Here is a 22,300-nt window from a genome sequence, read left to right on the forward strand (position 1 = left end):
CCTCCGAGATGACCCTTCGGAGGCACTCTGTCCTGAGCTCCCGGCGTGCCGGCATTCTGCTCCACCCCACGTCTCTGCCCGGTCCCTTCGGCATCGGCGATCTCGGTCCCAGCGCGCTGAGGTTTCTCTTTTGGCTCCGAGACGCTGGCCAGAGCGTGTGGCAGTTGCTCCCCCTCGGCCCCACAGGCCTTGGCAATTCCCCCTACGGCGCCCTCTCAGGCCTCGCCGGGAATCCGCTCTTGATCTCCCCGGACTGGCTCGAGTGGAATGATCTGCTGGAGCCTGAGGAAGTTACGGCGTGTCACTTCCACGGGGCGGTGGATTACGCCAGGGCGGGCGCCCTCAAGGACCGACTCCTGCGGCAGGCCCACGGCCGTTGGCTGAAGCTGGACCGGCAAGATTCCCGCCGGCTCCGGGTGGAGCGAGCGATGGAAGAGCAGGGGCCGTGGCTGGAAGAATGGTGTCTGTTCGCGGCCCTGAAAGACAGCCTGGGCGGCCGGTCCTGGCTCGAATGGGACGGCGCTCTTCGAGATCGGGATCCCACAGCCCTCGCCGATGCCCGGCAGCGTCTTGCCGAGGAGATTTCATTCCACCGCACCTGCCAAGGTTTCTTCGCTCTGCAGTGGAACCGCCTACGCCGAGTAGCCAAAAGCCTCGGCATCACTCTGTTCGGCGACCTGCCGATCTACCCGGCCCTCGACAGCGTGGAGGTCTGGGCGAACCCACGGTTGTTCGACCTCGACGAGAAGGGCCGTCCCAGGGCCATCTCCGGCGTCCCGCCGGACGACTTTTCAGATGACGGTCAGCTCTGGGGTAGTCCGATCTACCGCTGGGAGCGACTGGCCGAGGAAGGCTATCGCTGGTGGACCGAGCGGGTCGAAGGCGCCCTACGGCGCGTCGACCTCCTGCGCCTCGACCATTTTCGCGGCTTCGAGGCCTACTGGGCGGTGCCAGCGGATGCCGACAGCGCGGCGGAGGGGGAATGGCGGCCGGGACCTGGGCGGGCATTGTTCGAGGCGCTGGCCGCCGATCTCGGACACCTGCCCTTGGTCGCCGAGGATCTCGGGGTGATCACGCCGGAGGTCGAAGAACTCCGCGATAGCCTCGGCCTACCCGGTATGCGCGTACTCCAGTTCGCCTTCGACGAGCCTGAAAGCGTACACCTACCCCACGCCGCGCCGAAACGGTCCGTCGCCTACACGGGAACCCACGACAACGACACGTCGGAGGGATGGTTCGCCTCCCTGCCGGCGGAGCGACAACGAACCGTGCAGACCTACCTCCGGACCGAAGGCGGTGAGCCGATCGCCTGGGCGATGCTGCGGGCGATCTACGCCTCTCCCGCCCGCCTCGCCATCGCTCCATTCCAGGACCTTCTAGAACTGGGCTCCGAGGCTCGAATCAACACTCCAGGCAAAGGTTCAGGAAACTGGAGCTGGCGCCTCGCCGGACTCTATCCCTGGCGCGAAGCATCCGGGCCGCGGCTGCGGGCACTGACGGAAAGTGCTGGCCGTCTTGCGGCATTCGGCGGCTAACCGCGCTGGAGCGCCGGCAGGTAGGCGTCGCGGGCGTAGTCGCTGACCATGCGGCCGCTCGAGAAACGCGGCGTAACGGTGGCGATGGAGCTGCGCACCCGCTCCGACCAGCGCTCCGAGGGGCCGTCTGCCGGCCGGTCATAGTACTCCTCGGCCACTTGTTCGAGGGTGTCGTAGAGGGACTCCGCGTCCAGGCGGTCGAGGTCTTCCTCGCTGCCGGAGCGCGGCTCGGCGCTGCCGATCGCCCAGCCGTTGGTGCCGTCGAAGCCCTCCGGCCACCAGCCGTCGAGGATCGACAGGTTCGGCACGCCGTTCATCGCTGCCTTCTGGCCGCTGGTGCCGCTCGCCTCCATCGGGCGGCGCGGGGTGTTGAGCCACACATCCACGCCCTGCACCATCATCTGGCCGATGCGCATGTCGTAGTCCTCCATGAAGAAGACTCGACCCTGGAAGTCCGGTGATTGGCTCAGCTCGAAGATCTGCCGAATCAAGTCCTGCCCCGGAATATCTGCCGGATGGGCCTTGCCGGCAAACAGCAGCATGGTGGGCTGCTCGCGGTGCCACAGGATTTGCTTCAGCCGGTCGAGGTCGCGAAACACCAGCCGCGCTCGCTTGTAGGTGGCGAAACGCCGCGCGAAGCCGATCAGCAGGGCCGTCGGATCGAGCAGTTCCGAGACCGCTTCCAACTCTTGCGGCGAGCGCCCGTGGCGGGCGAACTGGTCGCGCCAGCGGGAGCGGGAAAAGCGCACCAGGCGCTCCTTTTGGGCCTGCCGGGCACTCCACAGCTCGCGGTCCGTCAGTTCCCGTAGCCGGGCGCTGGCGCCTTGCGGATCGATCAACAAATCCTCTCGCCATTCGGAGCCCAGGCGCCGTTCGAAAAGCGTCTTCATCTCGCGGCCGATCCAGGTGGAGGCGTGGACGCCGTTGGTGATCGGCTGGATATGCACCTCTTCGCCGTCCGGCACCCGGGTGAGATGGCGCCACATGTCATTGGTCACCTCGGCGTTGAGGCGGCTGACGGCGTTCGAAAAGGCGCTCGAGCGCAGTCCGAGGGCGGTCAAATTGAAGGCATCGTCGCCGGCTCGGCCGCTCGCGCCGAGGTCGAGAAGATCTTCGGTGCTCATCCCGAAGGTACCGGAGAACGGCACCAGGTAGCGCTGCGCCAGGTGGCGGTCGAAGGTTTCGTTGCCCGCCGGCACCGGCGTGTGGGTGGTAAACACCGTCTGCGCGGCGATCTGCCGCAGGGCATCGGAGAGGTTGCCCACCCCGGACTTCTCCACCTGGCGCAATCGCTCGAGTTGCAGCAGAGCGCAGTGTCCTTCGTTGATATGCCATATCGTCGCCTCGATGCCGAGGGCGGCCAGCGCCCGGGCGCCGCCGATGCCGAGGATCACCTCCTGCGCCAGGCGCATCTCGCGGCCGCGCACGTAGAGATTGTTGGTGATCGGCCGGAGGGCGGAAGGGTTGTCCGGCACGTCCGTATCGAGCAGGACCAAGGGCACCCGGCCGACCTGCGCCACCCACACCTGCACCGTCACTTCACGGTCCGCCAGGGGCACCTTGACCTGCACTTCCCGGCGAGTTTGGCCGATCGCCGGCCGCAGCGGCAGGCGGGTGAAGTCGTACTCCGGGTAGAAGTGCTGCTGGCGACCCTCCGGATCGATCGTCTGGCGGAAATAACCGCAGCGGTAGAGCAAACCCACCGCCACCAGCGGCAGGCCGAGATCGCTGGCGCTCTTGGTGTGGTCGCCGGACAGCACCCCCAAGCCGCCGGAATAGATCGCCAGGCTCTGGTGCAGGCCGTACTCCATCGAGAAATAGGCCACCGTCCGTCCCTCCGGCGCCCCACCCTGGCGCTCGAACCAGGTGTTCCCTTCGCGGTAGCGATCAAAGGCCTCTAGGGTGTCTCGGAAGTCGCTCATGAAGGAGTCGCTGTCGAGCAGCGCTTGCCAGTCCGAGGGCTTGACGTTGATCAGCATCTGCACCGGATTGCGGTACTGCTCCCAGGCCCAGCGATCGATGCGGGAGAACAAATTGTCCGCCTCCGGGCTCCAGGTCCACCACAGGTTGTAGGCCAGGTCGTAGAGCCTCGCCACCTCGTCCGGCAATTCGATATCGGCGGTGGGCAGAGTGGGGATGGCGAGGTTCTTCGGCATGGCGGTACGGCTCCCGGAGTTGGATCTTCGGCTGGCGAAAAGGAACAGGAATCTGCAGACAGGTCGGCGAGAGCATATCGCTCAGCGCCACGATCCGCTACCGAAGAACACCCGCCGAAGGCCACCCGCCACCGCTCGGCGAAGACCGGCGAATGGGAGGTGAGGCCGCCCGGCTTGGGAGCCATTGAGCCGCAAATTCTTTACCTTTCACTCAAGCCTCACCGCGAGTAAACCTTTTCGCTGCGCTCTTCGTATCTTATGTACGTACTCATCTGCCGGCCGGAAAAGATGAAATCGGTATTCCGGCCCGGAATGGACATCGGTCGCCCCGAGCGGGCCTCGGGGCGACCACCGAAAGCAAAAAGGAGATCTTCATGAGTTTCCGCTCCTCGTTTTCTCCTCAATCCCCCTTTCTCCATCGAACTTATCCCGTACTGCTGATCCTCCTCTTGCTCAGCGGTGGCGCGGCCAATGCCGCCGTACCTTCTCCGCCGGGGGCGGAGTCGGATCTGGCGGCCCGTGCCACCGGTGAGCAACTTGGTCACCGGTTGGCGGTACCGATGCGGTCGACCCAGATCCCAGACGGTCCCCAGGCTGACGCGTGGAAGCGATTCGAGGAAGCCGTCGGCCTAAGCCGCGAGAGTGCCGAGCGTGCATTCTTCGACGAACGGACCGGCCGGCCGGAGATCGTCGAGCTGTCGGTGCCTTGGATCCCCGGCGCCGGCAATGACCTGGTGGCCGGTGCGCAGGTCGAGGGCCACGACACCCTCGCGACGCTGGAAGCCCTCGGCCGATCCTGGATCGACTCCTATTCCGACTTGGCGGGAATCACCTCAACGGAACTGGTGCTGGACGAAGCGGCGTCCCAGGGCGTCGGTCCCTTCACGGACTCCCAGGGCACGACCCGTCATCGCCTCTGGCACTTGGCCTTTGATTGGGCACCCCACGGCCTGCCGGTAGAAGGCGCGCGGGTGATCTTCCGCGTCAACCACGGCAATCTGGTGCACTGGGAGATGAAGAACATCACCAGCGCCCTCGATGTCCCGCGAGCCGATATCCCGGCGCTGCTGGTCTCCTCGGCGGACACCCGCAAGGCCCTTCACAGCTACCTGGGAGGAGACCGCAAGGCCGATCTCGAACTCCAGCCAGGAGATCTCAAGCTGATCGCCACCTCGCCGCAGAACAAGGTCGGTGCAGGAGCCCCGGTGTACGAGGGGACCTTCGGCCGTGGCATCGAATATCGGCTGGTCCGCGAACACTCCTTCAAGGTGCCTGGAGACAGCGAAGTTTGGGAGGGCTTGGTGGATGCCCGCACCGGTCAGGTGATCTCCTTCCGCGGCACCGCCGTCCACAACGTGGCCAAGGGCAAGGTGCGGCCCAACGGCAGCCTGACGACGGAAACCTCGATGGACTTTCCGCTGGTCGACTACCGCCGAAGCCCGGTTCTCTTCGCGGACGAGGACGGGCAGTTCACGTCCTCCGTTGCCAATCGCTCCTTCATGCAGGGCAAGGAGATCGAGATGGACGACGTCTGCGGCCCGATCGATTTCAGCACCCCGGTGGGTGATCTCGACTTCGGCGGCGCCGCCAACCCGTTCAGCAACGACTGCAACAGCACCGCCGGACCGACCGACGGCAACACTTCGGCGAGCCGGACGAGCTACTTTTGGGCCAACGACATTCTCAAGCGGATCAAGGACTTCATCCCCGGATTCACCTGGCAGGCAGGGAGCGCCACCGGTCCCTTGACGATCGAAGTGAACCGCGACGAGGGCGTGTGCCTCGGCCAGTACTTCGAGGCGCCGGATCACAAGATCGAGATGAGCCGGGACGTTCCGCGCTGCAACAACGCCGGCGAGAACGTCACCCACATCTTGCACGAGGTGGGACACGCCATCGATTTCACGGACGGTTCTCACCCGGGGACCGACGGCGGCTCCGGTGAAGGCTACGCGGATATCGTGGCCTTCCTGCACACGGAGGACGCCTGCAACGGCCGCGGTGCCGCCTTCGCCGACGGCTGCGGCGCCTTCATGAACTACACCTGCAGCGCCGGTTGCGACGGTTTCCGGGAGGCCGACTGGCAGCTTCACCAGCCGCCGGTGCCGCACACCCCCGAGACCAACCTGGCCTGTCAGAACTGGGGTGGCGGCTGGATCGGCCCTTGCGGCAAGCTGCCGCACTGCGAGATGCCGCCGGCGGTGGAGTCGGTGTGGGACTTGATCCAGGAGTTCATCCTGGCCGGAGATCCTCAGTCGGTCGCTTTCGACCGGCTGGAAGACCTCTTCTACTCCACCCGCCCGACGGCGGGTTCGATGTTCACCTGTAGCTTCGCCCAGACGACCCGCGAGGGCGGCGCCATCGCCGGTTCGCTCTACCACAGCTTCCGGGCCTACGACGACTGCGACGGTGATCCGTCGAACGGCACGCCCAATGCCGAGGCCATCTTCACGGCTCTGTCGCGGCACGAGATCGCCGTTGGAACGGCGAGCGATCCGGCCAATCAGGACAACGACTGCTCGGCCTCGGTCACGGTCACCGAGCCGGCGTCCGGCGATCATTGGACGATCGGCAACGGCCGCTTCATTCGCTGGACGACGGACGGCGTGGCGGGCAATGTGCGCATCGCCCTGTCGCGCAACGGCGGCGCCTTCCAGACGCTGTTTGCCAACACCCCCAACGACGGGGTCCAGAGTTGGCTGGTCACCGGTCCCGTCGCCGATACGGCGGTGGTCCGGGTTTCGAGCGTGGCGGACCCGGGGGTGTTCGACGACAGCGAAGCCTTCTCGATCACCGTGGCGGGCTTTGTCATCGACTCGACCGGCGACGCCGGTGACGCCAATTTGAAGGACAACGCTTGTGCTACGGCGGGTTCCGTTTGCACCCTGCGCGCCGCCATCGAGCAGGCCAACGCCTCCATCGGACAGCAGCGCCTGACCTTCGCCCTGCCCGGCGGCAACACCTTCCAGCCGGCCTCACCGCTGCCGACCGTCACCGATCCGATCCATATCGACGGCAACACCCAGACCCCGCAAGGGGTGGTCGAGATCGACGGCAGCAGCGCCGGAGCGTCCGTTGACGGACTGCTGGTGACGGCCGGCGGCTCGGAGATCGGCGGCTTGGTGATCAACCGCTTCGACGGCAACGGCATCCACCTGAGCGGGGGTAGCGGCAACATCATCGAGCGCAACCGCATCGGCACCGATCAAAGCGGACTGCTGGATCGGGGCAACACCCTGGCCGGAGTGCAGGTCAGCAACTCCGCGGACAACATCATCGGCGCCCTGCGGCCGGGCGGCGGCAACGTGCTGTCGGGCAACCGCTTCGGCCTGCGGCTGACCGGCTCCGGCTCCTCCGGCAACCTCATCTTCGGCAACACCATCGGCTTGTCCGTATACAACCAGGGACCCCTCGGAAACGATCGGCACGGCATTGTGATCGTCAACGGAGCGAGCCGAAACGTGATCAACGACGGCGTGCCCCGCGGGGTGATCATTCGCGACATGACGGCGAACTTCATCGCCCACAACGGCCGCGACGGCATCTCCGTTCTTGGCGGTACCCGCAACGACATCTACGCCAACCGGATTTTCGACAACGGCGGTCTCGGCATCGACCTGTCGAACGACGGCGTGACCCCAAACGACGCCGGCGACGGCGACAGCGGGCCGAACAACCTGCAGAACTTCCCGGTAATCCTGAATGTCGATGTACAGGCCACCAAGACGGTGATCACGGGAACGCTGGATCTCGGCTTTGGCTTCGATCAGTCCTTCCTGATCGACGTCTACGCCAACACCGCCTGCGATCCGTCGGGCCATGGCGAGGGGGAGCGGCACTACAAGCCCTTCACCTTGACCACCCAGCCTAATGGCGACTGGACCGTCGAGGTGCTGACCCTCTTCCAACCCGGTGAGGCGGTCACCGCCACCGCGACCCGGTTGGAGTCCACGTCGGAATTCTCGGCCTGCTTCACGGTGCCCACGCCGCCGACGCAGCCGGGGCCCGCGGACTCCTAGTCCTGTCGAGGAGTTCCCTTCCCGAATCCGAGGCCCGAATGGCTTCGGGTTCGGGAAGCTTCGTGACAAGGATGACCAAATGTTTCTCTCGTCGAAGAACCAGAAGGTTCCGGGCTTCTAGCTCTGTCGTTGACCAGCTGTCATACGCCGCGCTACATTGCCTGCATTACTACGTAGTTGACAGTTCTCCTGACTCTCGATCGGCGCTGTTTCTCGACTTTTCGCGCCGCCGACGGGGAGGCCTTTCGCCTAGTGCTGGACCTGCCCTGAGGGGTATTGAGGATCTCGATCCGCCAGCCACAGAACCAAACGATCGAAGGAATCCGGCCATCCCCGGTGAGCGTCGCGCGAGGCGGAATCGCCGAAGTGGCTGTGTCTGAGCACCACCCGCGTACCGTCGCCCTCCCGTTCGAAGGTGAGTTCGACCATCGTCTCCCCCCGCTGGAGAGGACCCTCGACCCACTCCCAGCTATAGGACAAGCGGGTCGGCGGTGAGACCTCCCGGAAGCGACCGACGTGCGCGTAGCGCGAGCCGTCCGGCGCCCTCAGGGCCACCCGGTAGCTCTCCCCCACCCTCGCCGGGAAGGTCAGTTCTTCGATCACAAAACCGTTCGGCCCCCACCATTGCTGGAGCAGGGCCGGGTCCGTAAAGGCCTCGAACACGCGTTCGATCGGTGCCGCGAACCAGCGATCGAGTTCGAGGGCGAGGCCGGGCGGGCGGAGAGCGGTCAATTCTCCGTTCCTCCGCGCCTCTCCCGATCGAGCAGCGCTTCCAGGGCGTCCAGTTGCTCAGACCACAGATGGCGCATCTCTTCCAGCCAGCCGAGCCCCTCCCATAGCGGACGCGGAGTGAGCCGGTTGCGGCGGTGGCGGCCGTCGCGGGTGCGCTCCACCAGCCCGGCACGCTCCAACACCGTCAGATGCTTGGTCATGGTCGACGGAGCGAGGGAAAAAGGCAGCGAGAGCTGGCCCACTGTTGCCTCTCCTTTCGCCAGTTCGCGAAGTATTCCCCGACGTGTCGGATCCGAAAGGGCTTGGAATAGCGAGTCCAAATGCTGTGAATGAGAGGTTTGCATGTCCACCAGCGTAGCATGACGGGCGCGCTGAGACACAAATAGCGGGAGTCGTCTAGAAAAATTTGATTCGCCTATTGGCGAAACCATTGAACTCTCTGTGCGTACAAATTGGCATGACCGGGAGTCCGCACCGAAGTCCATGCGCCGGCTTCGGTGCCCTCCGAGAAACCTTCAACCCTTCGCGAAAGGATGAGTCATGCATCGCAAAAACAGTCTGGGAACAGTGCTTCTGGTGATCGCAGCGTGGACCTGGTCCACCGGCCTGTTGGGGATCGAGAGTGAGCGGATCCCGACGACCCCAAGCTCTCAGCCTTTTTTCGCCGCGCCGGTCGATTTGGGCGCCTACGGGTTCACCGAAGAAGAGTTCATCGTTCGTGGTTCCACCAATGTCTACGAATACGGCCCACTGGGTAAGGTGCGGGTGCAGACCGCCGACGTTCCCTACGAGAGCCGCATCCTGGTGAGGCGGCCGAGGCGCGGGCACTTCAACGGCGTCGTGCTGTTGGAATTGTTGAATCCGACGGCCGGCCACGACATCGACTTCGAGTGGCACTACAACCGGGAGATGCTCCTGCGTCAGGGGTATGCGTGGGTCGGCGCCACCATCAAAGACGTCGCCATCGACTATCTCCGCAACTGGGATCCGGATCGCTACTCGACCCTCCACATGGTGGACAACGGCCTTGCCTACGGATTCACTACCCAGCTCGGCGCCCTCCTGCGCGACCTCGGCAATCCTGACAATCCCCTGGCCCGCTATCCGGTGGAAGTGTTGATCGGCACCGGTTACTCCCAAACCGCCGATTACCTGACCACCTTTGCCAACGAGTTCCACGAAACGTCTCTCCTACCGGACGGTCGGCACACCTTCGACGGCTATCTCAACGCCGGCGGCAATGGCGCCGCCCGGGGAATCAACAGTTCGGATCCCATTCGCTACTTCGACGAGCGCCGCTATCGCCGGGTGGATGCGCCGCTGATCCAGGTGCAATCGGAGAGCGAGGTGGCGATCTTCTTCTATTCGAGCGTCAACACCCGGCAGCCGGATTCGGAGACCTTCCGGCTGTACGAAATCGCCGGCGGTTCCCACGCCGACGGCGAGGGCCTGAGGCGCACCGGCGAGGTGGTCTCACGGGACATCGGTGGACCGGTGCTACCGCCGTGCGGTGAACCCCTGAGCCCACTGTCCATCGGGCCGGTGCATCGCGCGAGCCTGACCAACCTGGTGCGCTGGATCCGCTACGGCGTCGCGCCGCCGCCGGGCCGCTGGCTCGAGACCGACGCCGCCGGCAACGTGATCCGCGATGAGAACGGCAATGTACGTGGCGGCCTTCGGGTGCCGACCCTCGAGGTGCCCCTGGGGACCTACGAACCGGGCAACCTGGGGCCGCTACCGTGTCCGGTGGCTGGTGCGCACTTCCGGTTCGATGAGGAGACTCTGGATGAGCTCTACCCCACCCACCGGAGCTACGTCCGGCAGGTCACCCGCTCCGCCTTCCGCTCCGCTCTGCGCGGCGATCTGCGCTGGGACGACGCCCTACGCTACGCCCTCGAAGCCGCCCGCTCGGATGTCGGTCGCTAGGCCGTCCGCCTAGGCCAGCGGCGAGTCCACCGGCGCTCTGCGAGTTCGCCCACGGCAGCGCTTGCCCTCGAGGCAGGCGCGCCGGTACGAGCCGCCCAGATCAGCCACGGGCGGCCGTTTTGGGTTCTCCGAAAGGCTAGTTCAATCCGAGCCGGCGGAGGTAGGCCTCCTCGGTGTCGTCTGAGACTGTCGAAGGCGACGACGAGACAGTCGTCCACGAACGGCAGCCACCCACAGCAGCCTCCGACGAGGAGTAGCGTGCACGCTGCAATCGAAACGCCGGAGCGGGCGGTTGGGAGGTCGGTCGCCATCATGCGGGGCCTTTCTGCTTGGACAATCACCAGATTCGGCCTCAACTCGATGGTTGGTTGGGCGTGCTCGTCAGTGAACGTCCAAGTTCCCCATTCGAGCACGATTTCTCCAGACCGTTCAGAGAAAGGCATTCTCGCAGATGGCCTGCAGGGTGGGTGCGCCATCGGCCAGGATCATGCTGGGTCCATGGTCCCAGCAACCTTCGAAGATCCGGCGGAACCGCCTAGCCCGCGACGGGATCGGCGAGGCCGAACTCGGCCAGCCGGGTGCGCGATGCCCAGCGGTCGACGCGCCAGCGCTTCGGCCGTCGGTTGCTGACGTTGCCTCCGTGGACCACCTGCAGAAGGTGCGGTCCCCGGATCCAATGGATTCCGGGCAGGCGCGCCAGATGCTTGTGGTCGACGGCGTAGGGGTTGGCGCCCCGGCGGAATGCCGCCAGAGGCGCCGGTTCTCGGCGCCGGTAGTGTTGGAGGTGACCGCTGGCGAGGTCGAGGCGCAGGGAGCGGCCGGTGATGCTGGCGGGAGCGGCCGCCGGCGCGCGATGTACCGCGTCGAACCAGTCCGGGTGGACGGCATCGTCGGAGTCCAGACGGGTGACGGTCTGCTCCACGCTTCCGGTCCAGCCACCGCGCCAGTCGTCCTGCTCCACCACCTCCGCCCAGGGAAGATCGGACACCCGCTCCGCCACGGCTCCGGCGACTTCGCGGCCGCACAGTAGCTTGACGGGAATTCCGAGCCTCGCCACGGACGGTACGAAGAACCGACGGAACAGCCCGTGGCGCTCCGCCAGCCAGTCCGGATCGCGAAAGGCCGAGGCCGTGTTTCCCTCCGGCCGGGGCACGGCGAAGCGGGTGACGATGACGTGACTCACGGCCACACCCGCCGGCCGCGGGGCGCATTGCCAAGGCGCTCCGAGGGACTTTCGAGAAGCGACAGGCCGGTCAACGGAGGGCGCCGGCGGTAGCCATGGAGGTGCGCCGTGGAGTCATGAGAGTCCCGAGGCTGGGAGAGGTCCGGGCGTTGGAATGGAGGCGACGGTCGGAATCGAACCGACGAATGAGGGTTTTGCAGACCCTTGCCTTACCACTTGGCTACGTCGCCCCGGGGTGCTGCGCTGCCGAAAACGGCCTCGGAAGCCCTGAGAACGCGAAGGCCGCTCACGTGAGCGGCCTTCCCGGCTGGGAGAACCCCTCACGGGGCTTCAGTCAGCATTCTATTGGAGCGGGAAACGGGATTCGAACCCGCGACCCCAACCTTGGCAAGGTTGTGCTCTACCACTGAGCTATTCCCGCTCGGGGTGCAAAGGATAGCTAGGCCCTTGGCCACTGTCAAGGGCACTTCCCGGGTCTGTCTTTCGCCCCTCTCAGTGCCTCTCGTCCAGCTCGAAAGCACCACGAATCAGGTGGATACGCCAAACCGCGGATCCGCCTTCGAGCACTCGGTCCAAAGCCAGCACGTCGAATCGGCACGGGCCCTCCCAAGGGTGCCGACGCAGCCACCGTTCGGCCTCGCGCACGAGCTTTCGCCGCTTGGTCAGGGTGACCGCCGCGGCAGCGGTGCCGAAGCTCGGGCCGGACCGTGCCTTGATCTCCACGAAACACAGCACTCCGGCCTCTACCGCCACCAGATCGACCTCCCCGGAGCGGGAGGCTACGTTGCTGCGGAGGATGCGAAACCCGTTCCGCACCAGCCACCGCCGAGCCTCCCGCTCCGCCAATCTGCCGCGGGAGGCGGTGTCGAGGAGTCCACGAAACCGCTCCAGTCGAATCGCCATCGATCCTCCTTTCCCCTCTGAGAACGCAAGAAGCGCCGACCGCCGCTCGCAGGACCGGCGCGGCGAAGGCGATCGGGCATCGACTCATGCACCTGATACGATCCCGAGGCAAGCAAAGACTTCATAGGATGTGCAACTCACGATGCTCGCACTTCATGGCAGCGTGTTGTCCCCAGGAGCCCCGCTTCTGCTGAGCGGCTCAGGGCGCTATGGCTCGAGGCGCTACATAGGCCTCGGCGGTGCGCGATGAGCAGCGCGTCGACCGGCATAACGGCTCTGCTTCATGCCTGCGACGGCGCCGCTGGCCGCGAGGCCTTCGACCGGTTGATGCCCGCGGTGCTGACAGAGCTCCGGCAGATCGCACGGCGTCAGCTCTGCGGAGAACGCAGAGGAATCTCCCTATCGCCCACCGCTCTGGTCAGCGAGCTGTATCTGCGTTGGTGCCGCCAGACGGCGCCTCGCTGGCGGGATCGTGGTCAGTTCTTCGCCGTCGCGGCGGCTCAGATCCGTCGTATCCTGGTCGATCATGCGCGCTGGAAACGGGCCGCAAAGCGTGGCCCGGAAGGATCACGGGGCCCGTTTCCAGAAGAGGCGAAAGGTCCAGCCCTTCGCCCGGCGCAGGACGGATTGGCCGACTCTCTCGACCTCCAACGCGCCCTCGCCAAGCTCGAAGGCCTCGATCCGGAGCTCCGGCGCCTAGTCGATCTGCGCTTCTTCCTCGGCTTCTCGGCGGCGGAAACGGCGAAGGCGATGGCAATTTCGGAGCGAACCGTAATGCGTCGCTGGGCGTGGGCGAGGGCGTGGCTGGTCCGGGAGCTGGGCCGCCCGTCGCCGCCGTCATGACGGCGACAACGTGGCGCCGCGCGCGGCGGATCTTCGAGGCTTCCCTGGATCGGCCCACCGCCGTGCGGTCCCGCTTCGTGGAACAGGCGGCCGGAGGCGACCGCGCTCTCCATGCCGATGTCCGCGAGCTGTTGAGAGCCCATCGCGCGGCGGAGGGTCGGTTGCCTGAGCCATGGCCCTCCCGCGGCTCGCCGGAGGCTCCTCCCCTCGCCGCCGGCGATCGGGTCGGCGCCTATTCGGTGGTGCGCGAACTCGGCCGGGGCGGAATGGGCTGGGTGTTCCTGGCGGAACGCGCCGATCAGGCCTTTCAGAAACTCGTCGCCATCAAGCTGGTGAGCCCGGGAGCGATCCTCCCCGAAGTGTTCGACCACCTGCTCGAAGAGCGCCACATCCTGGCGCAGCTCGAACATCCGAATGTAGCCCGTCTGCTCGACGGAGGCAGCACCGAAAACGGCCTCCCCTACCTGGTGATGGAGTATGTGGCGGGTATCCCGATCGACCGCTTTTGCCGCGACTGGAACCTGCCGATCGAGGCTCGTATTGGGCTATTTCGGCAGGTTTGCGAAGCGGTCCACTTTGCCCACCAGAACCTGATCATCCACCGCGATATCAAGCCCGGCAACATCCTGGTGACCAGCACCGGCACGGCCAAGCTGCTCGACTTTGGCCTCGCCCGCTGGACCCGCCGACAGCCGATCGAAGCGCCGCGCCGCGCCCTGCGTCCCCTGACGCCGGAGTACGCCAGCCCGGAGCAGCTTCGCGGCGAGCCATTGAGTACCGCCACGGACATCTTTTCCCTCGGCGTGTTGCTCTACGAACTTTTGACCGACCGCCGCCTGTTCCGCGGCGAGAGCAGTTCCCATGGCCTGGTGAAGTACCTCTCCAGAGGGACTCCGATCCAGCCCAGCGTCGCCTTGGACCCGCCCTCGCCCGCCGCCGGATCCAGGGACGGGCCGCAAGGCCTATCGAACCGTCTTCTCAGCCGGCGCCTGGCCGGGGACCTCGATCACATTGTCCTGTGCGCTCTCCAAGAGAAGCCGGCGGAGCGCTACCCTTCGGTTCAGCGCCTGTCGGACGATCTCCAGCGCCATCTCGACCACCTCCCGGTGTCGGCCCGCGGCCACACTGCCGTCTACCGCAGCGTGAAGTTCATTCGGCGGCACAAGGCTCTCGTTGCCATCGTCGGAATCGCCGTCCTGGTGTTGTCCTTCTCCACCGGTCTCTTGGCGGTGCAGCAACGGCGGCTGGTGGCGGAACGCGACGTTTCACAGGCCGCTCTGACGCGGGCGGAAACGGTCGAACGATTCACCGTTGAGCTGTTTACCGAGGCCGATCCTGCGATGGCCGGGTCGAGCTATTTCCGCCTGCGCGAAGGAATGCTCGATGCGGGAGTCCGGCGGATCCGTTCGGAACTCGCCTCGCAGCCGGAGGTGCGGGCGTCCTTGATGACCCAGATCGGAGCGGCCTACGGACGGATGGGCCTGTTCGACAAAGCCCTGCCCCTGCTGCGGGACGCCCATGCGCTGAGGATCGCGGTGTTGCCGGAGGGACATCCGGACCTCGCCGAGAGTCAGCTTGAACTCGGTAGCCTGTGGGCGGACCAAAGCCGCTTCGCCAAAGCCGATCTGATGTTGCGCCGTGCTCTGAAATGGACCGTTCGCGCCTCCGGCCCAGAGTCTCCTGAGGTTGCCGACTGCCTCCACGAACTGGCCCAATTGACCCGCGATCGCGGCGACCGGGCGGCTGCCGAGCCGATGCTCCGCAGGGCTCTTGAGCTACGCCGGCGGTGGCTCGGCGATGATCATCCCAAGGTGGCGGAGAGCCTGCGGGGCTTGGGCGACTGGGCGTGGGACGAAAGCGACGGATCCGCCGCCGAGGGCTACTGGAAGGAAGCCCTGGAGATCAACCGCAAGAGCCTTGGACCCCATCATCCGAGTGTCGCCGCCGGTCTCGCTGACCTCGCCTATGCGGCCTCGCTACGCGGTGATCAGGAAGAATCCGAGGTGCTCTTTCTCGAGGGCCTGGAGCTGGGGCGAGAGGTCTTCGGAGAGAACCACTCCCAGCTCGCGCGCATCCTCTACGGTCTCGCATGGATCGATCAACACCGCGGCCATCTCGCAACCGCCGAAGAGCGCTATCGCCAGGTCCTCGCCATGAATCGCAGTCTGTTCGACGGGGATCATGTCCACATCGCCGGCAGCCTCAATGCCCTGGCCCGGGTGCACCAAGCGCAGGGGCGTTTCGCACTGGCGGAGTCGATGTTTCAGGAAGCTCTGGCGATGAATCAGCGCCTGGTCGGTGACGATCATGGGCACATCGCGATCACCCTTCTCTTTCTCGCCGAGCTGTACTCCGCCCAGGGCGAGTGGCAGAAAGCCGAGCCCTTGCTCCAGCGAGCCCTGCCGATGGCTCGGCGGGCTTTCGTCGAGGACCACCGCATGGTGGCTCGGTTGGAGTACCGGCTGGCGGAAGTGTGGGTCGAATCCGGCAGAGTCGCCGACGCCGAACTCCTTGCGCGCCGGGCCATCGCCTCTTTGGAAAAGGCTTTCCCGCCACAAGCCCCGAGCCTCCTCGAAGCCCGCCGGATCCTCGAGCGCTGCATCCAGGCGTCCGCCTGACTGCCTTCAGACGGTTTGAGTCGCCTGCAAGGGCCCTTCCGAAAGGCCGGGCAGTGACCCCTGTCATAGCTCGCCGAGTTCTCGCGCTCTTACCGGTGACGACTCGACGGCTTCGCGGTGTTTCGTCGGTCCACCGACGGAGTTCCGGCCGGGCCGTCAGGAGAGCTCTCGCAACGAGACCGACGCGACTGGAGAGATTGTGATGAAAAGGACCGTAGCGCTGGTATTCGCCATCCTGATGTGCTTCGCCTTCACCGGCATCGCCTCCGCGGAACCCGCCGACGACGCTGTGGATCACAAGACCGAGACCTTTATCGAAGAGCTCAATCTGAACCCCGACGGCGCCGGCGAGCGGGCGCGGGAAAAGTCGAAGGAGCATCAGAGCTTCGTTTGCCTGTGCGCGGTGAGCTGCTGGCCGGAACCGCACATCTGGTGCCGCTTTGAGTGGTGTGTCGGCGGTGGTGGTTGCTGTTCCCAGTGCTACTGGGAAAACTGCATCAACAACTGCAGCAGTTAGTGCTCCCCTGGGCACGCCCTTTTCGGGGCGTGCCCGCCTGGCTGTCTTCAGATCCTACAGAGTGACCTGCACCGAGCCGCCCAGCCAGGAAATTCCGCCGAGAGTTCCCGCCGGCGAGAAGGTTTGATTGCGGGAAAAGGCGAAACCGCCGCTGCCGCTGGCCTTGGCCTGGAAGGTCAGGCGCACCAGCGCGCCGGTTCCGGACACGCCGGATACACCGCCGAGGCGGGTGAAGCCGACCACGACCTGGCCGGCGGACACCTCGTTGACCTGGAGGGTGGTGGGAGTTCCGCCGCTTTGGCTGAGAAAGGGCTGTTCCGACGAGTTGACGAGGTCGAACAGTTGCGAGGGAAACTGCAGATCGAAGGCGACACCGTAAAGATCCGTCACGCCGGTGGCGGTGACGTCCAAGGTCAGGGTCGTCGCGTTCTGCCCCACCTGAACCATGGAGATGGTCACGCCGCCGCCGGTGGCCGGAGTGAAGACGATGCCCTGCGGCGGCGGTGGCGGCGGCGCCGTCGGACCTCCTCCTCCGCCGCCGCCGCCGCAGCCCGGTAGGAGCAGCAAAAGCACGACGAGAAGAAACGATCCGAGAGCCGGCTCGGGGCGGGCGACGAACGGCGTCCAGCGGGAGACGCTCATGCGGTGACTTTATCCTGTTCGAGGCTGCGCAGCAGTTTCTTGAGCTGGCGGCGCATGCGTTCACGGCGCAGCCCCCGCAGATGATCGACGAACAAGATGCCGTCGAGATGATCCACCTCGTGGCTGATCGCCCGGGCCGTCCACTCTTCCGCTTCCATGGTGTGGGCATTGCCCTGGAGATCCTGGTAGTCGACCTGGATCACCGCCGGCCGGCGGACTTTGTCCGTCAACTCCGGAATCGAGAGACAGCCTTCGAGTTCCGATGTCTCACCGCGCGGGTTGCTGATCCGCGGATTGACCAGGATCTTGAGCTGGTCCGGCTCTTCGCCGACGGAAACGTCCACCACCGCCAACCGCTTCGCAATCCCCACCTGGGGCGCCGCAAGGCCGATCCCAGGCGCTGCGTACATGGTTTCCACCATGTCTTCGGCCAACCGCTCCAGCTCTCCGTCGAAGATCGTCACCTCCTCGCAGGTCTGGCGCAGGATGGGATCGGGGATGCTGCGAATGGGTCGTCGAGCCATGGTGCGGTGCTCACCGAAAGGTGTGGCGTGGGCAATGCAAACGTAGGGCGATGCTCTACCCGCTCTGCTCCATCGAGTCTACCAATTTCTGGAGTTGCCGGTCATGATCCTGGGCGCGCAGCAGGGCGATCAGTCCCCGCGGATCGGAGTTGCCCCGCATCGCCCGCTCCAGGCCCTCGCGGTCCAAGCGAACGACCACCGCCTTCTCCTTGACGATCAGATCGCAGGGCCAGGGCTCCTGCTCCAGGAGCGCCCTCTCGCCGATGAGGTCCTGCGAGCTGAAGGAGCGCAGCGCAGCTCGCGATCCCCGGTAGGTCGCCTCGACAACACCGCTCACCACCCAGTAGAGCTCGGCCTGGTTCTGCCCCGCCCGCACCAGCGGCCGGCCGGTGGAAATGCGCAGGATCTCGCAGGCCGCGAACAGGCGCTCCAGTTCCTCGCCGCTCAACCGCATGATCAGGTCGCTGGTCATGATCTTCTTCCACAGGCGGGGGAGCTGCAGAATCCAGGTTTCGGCGGTGGTCGCCGGCATGCGTCCCTCGCGCAAACCCTTAGCCACCGCCAACCGTTTGTGATCCAGCTTGCGCGCCAGTCGGTAGAGTTCGATCTTGCGAGCGAGATTCTGGTCCAGCGGTGCACTTTTGAGGGCGCGGGAGAGCACCGCCAAGCCCTTGTCGTATTGCCCTTCCTGGGCGTATTCGTCAGCCACCAGGGAGTACGACGCCACGGCGAGATCCAACTTTCGGAGGGCGGCCAGAACCTCTGCCAGCTTGAGATGGGCATGGAGATCGTGCGGGTGAGAGCGAACCCTGGCCTGTAGGCGATCCTCCGCCTCTTCGTACCGCTCGAGAACGATCAGATCGTCGACGGTGAGAGATTCGGCCGGCCCATCTTTCGAGCCTCCTCCCTTGAACAGCCCCTTGAAGACCACAGAAAAACTCCCACAGATCCTTCAACCCCAGTTGCCTCGGCGATCCTCCCCCACCGAAGCGCGCTCTATGGCCCCGCAACAGAGGACGGGACCGCTCTCGGAAGGGGACGAATCCACCTCGGGAGAAGGGGCAGTATAGCGCGTGGACAGGGCTTTTCGGGTATCGAAAGGAGGTGGCCCGGATCTTGAAGTGAAGAAGTAGCGCCCGCCGGTCCGCAGCAAACGCCGAACCGATTGCGGGTAGGATTCAATCAGACAGGAGGACCGCTCCATGAACAGCAAATACCGCCTCATCGCCCTTCTCGTCGCCTTCGCCCTGCCGGCCGTGGGTGTCGCTCAGGACAACGGTGGCTGGACGACCGAAGAGAATCGAGACTCCGCCTACTCTACCGGTGACGATCTGGCCGACATCCCCGGCTACGACGGTACCTACAGCTACCTGCGGACTCTCGATGGATCGGCGACCCTGATTCCCGAGGAAGAAGAGGAGCGTTCTCAGGCGGAGATCAACCAGCCGGTACTGCGCGGAGACCGCCTATGGACCTCTCCCCGCTCGCGAGCTGAAGTCCTCCTGTCGGACGGCAATCTGCTGCGTCTGGACGGCGACACGGAGGCCGTCTTCGACCGTCTCGCCTACTCGCCGGACACCGAAGATCGGGTCACCGAAGTCACCTTGCGCTTCGGCAATCTACAGTGGGTGGTGGTCGATGGTTCGATCGGCGATCACCTGCCGCGCCTGTTCACTCCCAACGCGGAAGTTCTGCTCAACGACTTCGGCTCCTACCGGGTGACCACCGAGGGCGGCGACTGGACCTCCGTGGTGGTGCGCGAGGGCGAGGCGGAAATCGTGACCGAGCGTGGCCGAATTCTGGTGCGCGACGGAGAAGAGGCCCTGGTGGAGGGCGCTGCCCGGCCGGACGCCCGCATCCGCACCGCCAGCGCCTACGACTCTCTCGAACGCTGGGGTGAGCATCTCGATACGGCCGAGGGCAGCGAGTACGTGGACGAGTCCTTGCGCTATGCCGCTGCGCCGCTCGACGACCATGGCGACTGGATCGAAGCCGACGGCCAACGGGCCTGGCGTCCGCGGGTGGGCAGCGACTGGCGTCCGTACTGGCAGGGACGATGGCAGTCCACCCGCCTCGGCTTGACCTGGATCTCCTATGAACGCTGGGGCTGGGTGCCGTATCACTACGGCTCCTGGAGCCGGCACCACCACTATGGCTGGATCTGGTATCCGGGCTATCGCTTCGCTCCGGCTTGGGTGTACTGGCACTTCGGCGACCGCCACACGGCCTGGGTGCCGGTGGGCTACTACACCCGCCACTATCGCGGCCACCGGGCCTTCCGCCACGGCATCTACGGCTGGGCCGGCGGTGATTGGCACTACTACCGGGACTGGATCTTCTGCACCAACTCTTACTTCGGGTCGCGCTACCAGCGGCGCCATCACTACGACGGCTACGACTTTCAGCGGCACGTCGGCCACCGCGACATCCCGCGCGGCATCGTCACCACGGACACCCGCCACCTGCACCGCAAGCGGCTGCGGGATCCCGGCGCGGCGATCCGGGTGTTGCGCGACGGACCCAGGCGCAACGGCCGCGGGATCAACGTCAACGCGCAGTTGCCGGACATCACGCCCTTCGTGGCGCGGCGGGACGAGCTACCCGACGACGTGAAACAGCGCATCGTCGTGGACGAGCGCCGCGGCCGCCGGCTGGCCGGCACGCCCCTCGCCCCCGGCTTGGCGGACACCGGCCCGCGGCTGGCGGACCATCCCGGCCGCCGCGCCGTCAAGCCCGGCGGACCGCGCACCGGCCTACCGCGCACCGGCGGCGCGCAACCGGACTCTCCGCGCGCCGTCTCGGTGGGGGTGACGGATCATCCAACGTCGGCCCGCGGTGTCAAGCCGCGGGTGACGAGGCCGGGGGCCGAGGGACCTCGCACCGTCAAGCCACGGACTGTCCGGCCGCCGGCCGAGCCTCGCGCCGACGGACCTTCCGTCCAGCGACCGAGGACGGTCAAGCCCCGCGCCGCCACCCCGCGCACCGGCACCGTCGACCGGCCGAGGACCGTCAAGCCCCGCGCTGCGACGCCGCGGGTCCAGAGCCCCCGGGCGGATCGGCCGCGCGCGACCAAACCGCGTGTCAGCACGCCCCGAACGGGTGCGCCGCGGGCGGCCACACCCCGCTCGGTCAACCCTCGACCGCGAACGCAGAAGCCGCAGGTCCGGCAGCCGAGAGCGGCCACACCGTCGCCGGTGAAACCGCGCGCCGCCCAACCTCGCGCGGAGCGTCCCAAGGTGACCCCACGGTCGGCGTCGCGCACCCAGCCGGACCGTCCGCGGGCCAGCGCTCCGGTCAAAAAGGCGCCAACGTACCGGGCTCCTGCGGCGCCGCGCGTGCAGCCGCGCAAGCCGCAGGCTCGGTCGGCTCCCCGCACCTCGCCGCCGGTGAAGCGTTCGGCTCCGCGGGCTAGCGCGCCGCGGGCTAGCGCGCCCCGGACGAGTACTCCCCGAGCTAGCGCTCCGCGCAGTGCGCCGCGCAGCGCGCCCCGGGCTAGCACGCCCCGAGGCCAAGCACCTCGCGCTTCGGCCCCGCGGGGCGGAGGCGGCTCGAAGGCTCGTGCGTCGAGCGGCTCGTCTTCCAAGAAGGTACCGGCGCGGTCCGGCTCGAAGAGCCGGCCGCGCAGCAAGCCGCGCAACTGAGCCATCGGACAATCCGCTGGGTCCTATCGCGACGGAAATGCACGGTGCGATAGGACCGGCCACTCCCTAAGCACGTGCGGGTCGAGCTACAATCCGCAGCGGCATGAATTCCAATGCGTTTTACCTCGTCTTCTTCATGATCTACTGCGCCGAGGCCGGGATCTTCCTGCTCTTGGCGCCCTGGAACGCCGTGTGGGACCGCACCGTGGTGCAGCTCGCCTACCCCACCCTGCAAGATCTCTTTCTGGCGCCGACCTTTCGCGGCGCCGTCAGCGGATTCGGAGCGATTCATCTCGTGTGGGTGGCCCACGACCTCGCTCGCCTTTTCGACCGCCGCCGCCGGATGCGGGCGATGCGCGAGTCTTGACCCCCCGCCTGCTGGCCATCAGCGATCGCCGAAGGCTGGATGGGCGATCTTGGCAGGACTGGATCGCTGATCTCGCAAGGTCCGGTGTCGAGGGTCTCCAGATTCGGGAGAAGGATCTCGACGACCGAGGGATCCTGGCGTTGGCCGAAAGCGCCCGCCGCAGCAACCTCGGACTGTGGATCAACGGGCGGGCGGACATCGCCTGGATCGCCGCGGCGGAGGGAGTGCACCTGCCGGTTCGTGGCGTATCGGCGGCGGCCCTCCGAGAGCGCTTCGGAGAGGGCCTCTCCCTCGGTTGCTCGACCCACGACCTGCGGGAGGTCGAGGCCGCCCGCGATGCGGGCGCCGACTTCGTCACCTTCGGACCGGTTTTCTCCACTCCCGGCAAGGGTGAGTCCACGGGCCTCGACGGCCTGGCGGCCGCCGTCGAATTGGGCCTACCGGTCCTTGCCCTCGGCGGCGTGATGCCAGAAAGGCTGGACGAGGTCCGAGCGACCGGGGCGCACGGAGTGGCCGGCATCCGGGTATTCCATGATCGAGCAGCCTTGAGCCGGCTGGTAGAGGCCTGGAAGAGGCTGGCATCGGATGGATCAGACCGACCAGCCTAGCGTCGTCCCCTGCGACCGAGGCCCCTAACTAGGAACGGCAACAGGGCGGCTGAAACCATCGGCCGAAGGCCCTTCTCAGCAACCTG

At 66.2% G+C, this 22,300-nt stretch carries 17 protein-coding genes and 2 tRNA genes; 9 read left to right on the top strand and 10 right to left on the bottom strand.

Annotated elements, in window-relative coordinates; all coding sequences use genetic code 11:
- Positions 1-8: 8 nt before the first annotated feature.
- A complete protein-coding gene (gene malQ, locus AAF481_16090; GenBank protein ID MEM7482698.1) occupies positions 9-1,535 on the top strand; it encodes a 4-alpha-glucanotransferase in 1,527 nt (508 codons plus the stop codon).
- On the opposite strand, the gene glgP is transcribed toward malQ, so the two are convergent.
- The gene (glgP, locus tag AAF481_16095) at positions 1,532-3,691 is read right to left on the bottom strand and encodes an alpha-glucan family phosphorylase (protein ID MEM7482699.1); all 2,160 of its coding nucleotides are present in this window, start codon (positions 3,689-3,691) and stop codon (positions 1,532-1,534) included. The two genes, malQ and glgP, sit on opposite strands and share 4 nt — an antisense overlap.
- Positions 3,692-4,065: 374 nt before the next feature.
- Between glgP and AAF481_16100 the strand changes: the two genes are divergently transcribed.
- Positions 4,066-7,710, top strand: coding sequence for a hypothetical protein (locus AAF481_16100; GenBank protein MEM7482700.1), 3,645 nt, complete (start codon positions 4,066-4,068; stop codon positions 7,708-7,710).
- Between the two features lie 249 nt (positions 7,711-7,959).
- Here AAF481_16100 and AAF481_16105 read toward each other — a convergent pair whose 3' ends face one another.
- Positions 7,960-8,442: an SRPBCC domain-containing protein gene (locus tag AAF481_16105; GenBank protein MEM7482701.1), complete on the bottom strand. Its 483-nt coding sequence runs from the start codon at positions 8,440-8,442 to the stop codon at positions 7,960-7,962.
- Complete coding sequence (locus tag AAF481_16110) at positions 8,439-8,927, bottom strand: metalloregulator ArsR/SmtB family transcription factor (GenBank protein ID MEM7482702.1); 489 nt, start codon at positions 8,925-8,927, stop codon at positions 8,439-8,441. Before AAF481_16110 ends, AAF481_16105 begins: the two co-directional genes overlap by 4 nt.
- A 55-nt stretch (positions 8,928-8,982) precedes the next feature.
- On the opposite strand from AAF481_16110, the gene AAF481_16115 reads away from it, so the two are divergent.
- A complete protein-coding gene (locus AAF481_16115) occupies positions 8,983-10,368 on the top strand; it encodes an alpha/beta hydrolase domain-containing protein (protein MEM7482703.1) in 1,386 nt (461 codons plus the stop codon).
- Between the two features lie 535 nt (positions 10,369-10,903).
- On the opposite strand, the gene AAF481_16120 is transcribed toward AAF481_16115, so the two are convergent.
- From AAF481_16120 to AAF481_16135, 4 genes are all read right to left on the bottom strand, one after another.
- Complete coding sequence (locus AAF481_16120; GenBank protein MEM7482704.1) at positions 10,904-11,551, bottom strand: hypothetical protein; 648 nt, start codon at positions 11,549-11,551, stop codon at positions 10,904-10,906.
- A gap of 155 nt (positions 11,552-11,706) precedes the next feature.
- A tRNA-Cys gene (locus tag AAF481_16125) sits at positions 11,707-11,781 on the bottom strand.
- A gap of 116 nt (positions 11,782-11,897) precedes the next feature.
- Positions 11,898-11,972, bottom strand: a tRNA-Gly gene (locus tag AAF481_16130).
- A gap of 71 nt (positions 11,973-12,043) precedes the next feature.
- Positions 12,044-12,454, bottom strand: a complete 411-nt coding sequence (locus AAF481_16135) for a YraN family protein (protein ID MEM7482705.1) — start codon at positions 12,452-12,454, stop codon at positions 12,044-12,046.
- A gap of 246 nt (positions 12,455-12,700) precedes the next feature.
- Here AAF481_16135 and AAF481_16140 point away from each other — a divergent pair, with 246 nt between their 5' ends.
- The 3 genes from AAF481_16140 to AAF481_16150 all read left to right on the top strand — a co-directional run bounded on the left by AAF481_16140 (position 12,701) and on the right by AAF481_16150 (position 16,432).
- The gene (locus AAF481_16140) at positions 12,701-13,297 is read left to right on the top strand and encodes an ECF-type sigma factor (protein MEM7482706.1); all 597 of its coding nucleotides are present in this window, start codon (positions 12,701-12,703) and stop codon (positions 13,295-13,297) included.
- On the top strand, positions 13,294-15,915 hold the full coding sequence (locus tag AAF481_16145; GenBank protein MEM7482707.1) for a serine/threonine-protein kinase: 2,622 nt from the start codon (positions 13,294-13,296) through the stop codon (positions 15,913-15,915). Before AAF481_16140 ends, AAF481_16145 begins: the two co-directional genes overlap by 4 nt.
- 202 nt (positions 15,916-16,117) lie before the next feature.
- Complete coding sequence (locus AAF481_16150) at positions 16,118-16,432, top strand: hypothetical protein (GenBank protein MEM7482708.1); 315 nt, start codon at positions 16,118-16,120, stop codon at positions 16,430-16,432.
- A gap of 54 nt (positions 16,433-16,486) precedes the next feature.
- Here the strand turns inward: AAF481_16150 and AAF481_16155 are convergent, their stop codons facing one another.
- From AAF481_16155 to AAF481_16165, 3 genes are read right to left on the bottom strand one after another with little or no spacing between them, the layout of a single operon-like run.
- Positions 16,487-17,074: a cohesin domain-containing protein gene (locus tag AAF481_16155; GenBank protein ID MEM7482709.1), complete on the bottom strand. Its 588-nt coding sequence runs from the start codon at positions 17,072-17,074 to the stop codon at positions 16,487-16,489.
- On the bottom strand, positions 17,071-17,598 hold the full coding sequence (gene def, locus AAF481_16160; GenBank protein MEM7482710.1) for a peptide deformylase: 528 nt from the start codon (positions 17,596-17,598) through the stop codon (positions 17,071-17,073). The genes AAF481_16155 and def overlap by 4 nt, the downstream gene beginning before the upstream one ends.
- A 55-nt stretch (positions 17,599-17,653) precedes the next feature.
- Positions 17,654-18,529: a cyclic nucleotide-binding domain-containing protein gene (locus AAF481_16165; GenBank protein MEM7482711.1), complete on the bottom strand. Its 876-nt coding sequence runs from the start codon at positions 18,527-18,529 to the stop codon at positions 17,654-17,656.
- Between the two features lie 271 nt (positions 18,530-18,800).
- On the opposite strand from AAF481_16165, the gene AAF481_16170 reads away from it, so the two are divergent.
- The 3 genes from AAF481_16170 (at position 18,801) to AAF481_16180 (ending at position 22,214) form a co-directional block, all read left to right on the top strand.
- Positions 18,801-21,239, top strand: a complete 2,439-nt coding sequence (locus tag AAF481_16170; protein MEM7482712.1) for a DUF6600 domain-containing protein — start codon at positions 18,801-18,803, stop codon at positions 21,237-21,239.
- A gap of 103 nt (positions 21,240-21,342) precedes the next feature.
- Positions 21,343-21,606: a hypothetical protein gene (locus AAF481_16175; GenBank protein ID MEM7482713.1), complete on the top strand. Its 264-nt coding sequence runs from the start codon at positions 21,343-21,345 to the stop codon at positions 21,604-21,606.
- Positions 21,603-22,214: a thiamine phosphate synthase gene (locus tag AAF481_16180; GenBank protein ID MEM7482714.1), complete on the top strand. Its 612-nt coding sequence runs from the start codon at positions 21,603-21,605 to the stop codon at positions 22,212-22,214. Before AAF481_16175 ends, AAF481_16180 begins: the two co-directional genes overlap by 4 nt.
- Positions 22,215-22,300 lie beyond the last annotated feature (86 nt).

It is taken from the genome of Acidobacteriota bacterium (assembly GCA_039030395.1).
Lineage (GTDB): Bacteria > Acidobacteriota > Thermoanaerobaculia > Multivoradales > JBCCEF01 > JBCCEF01.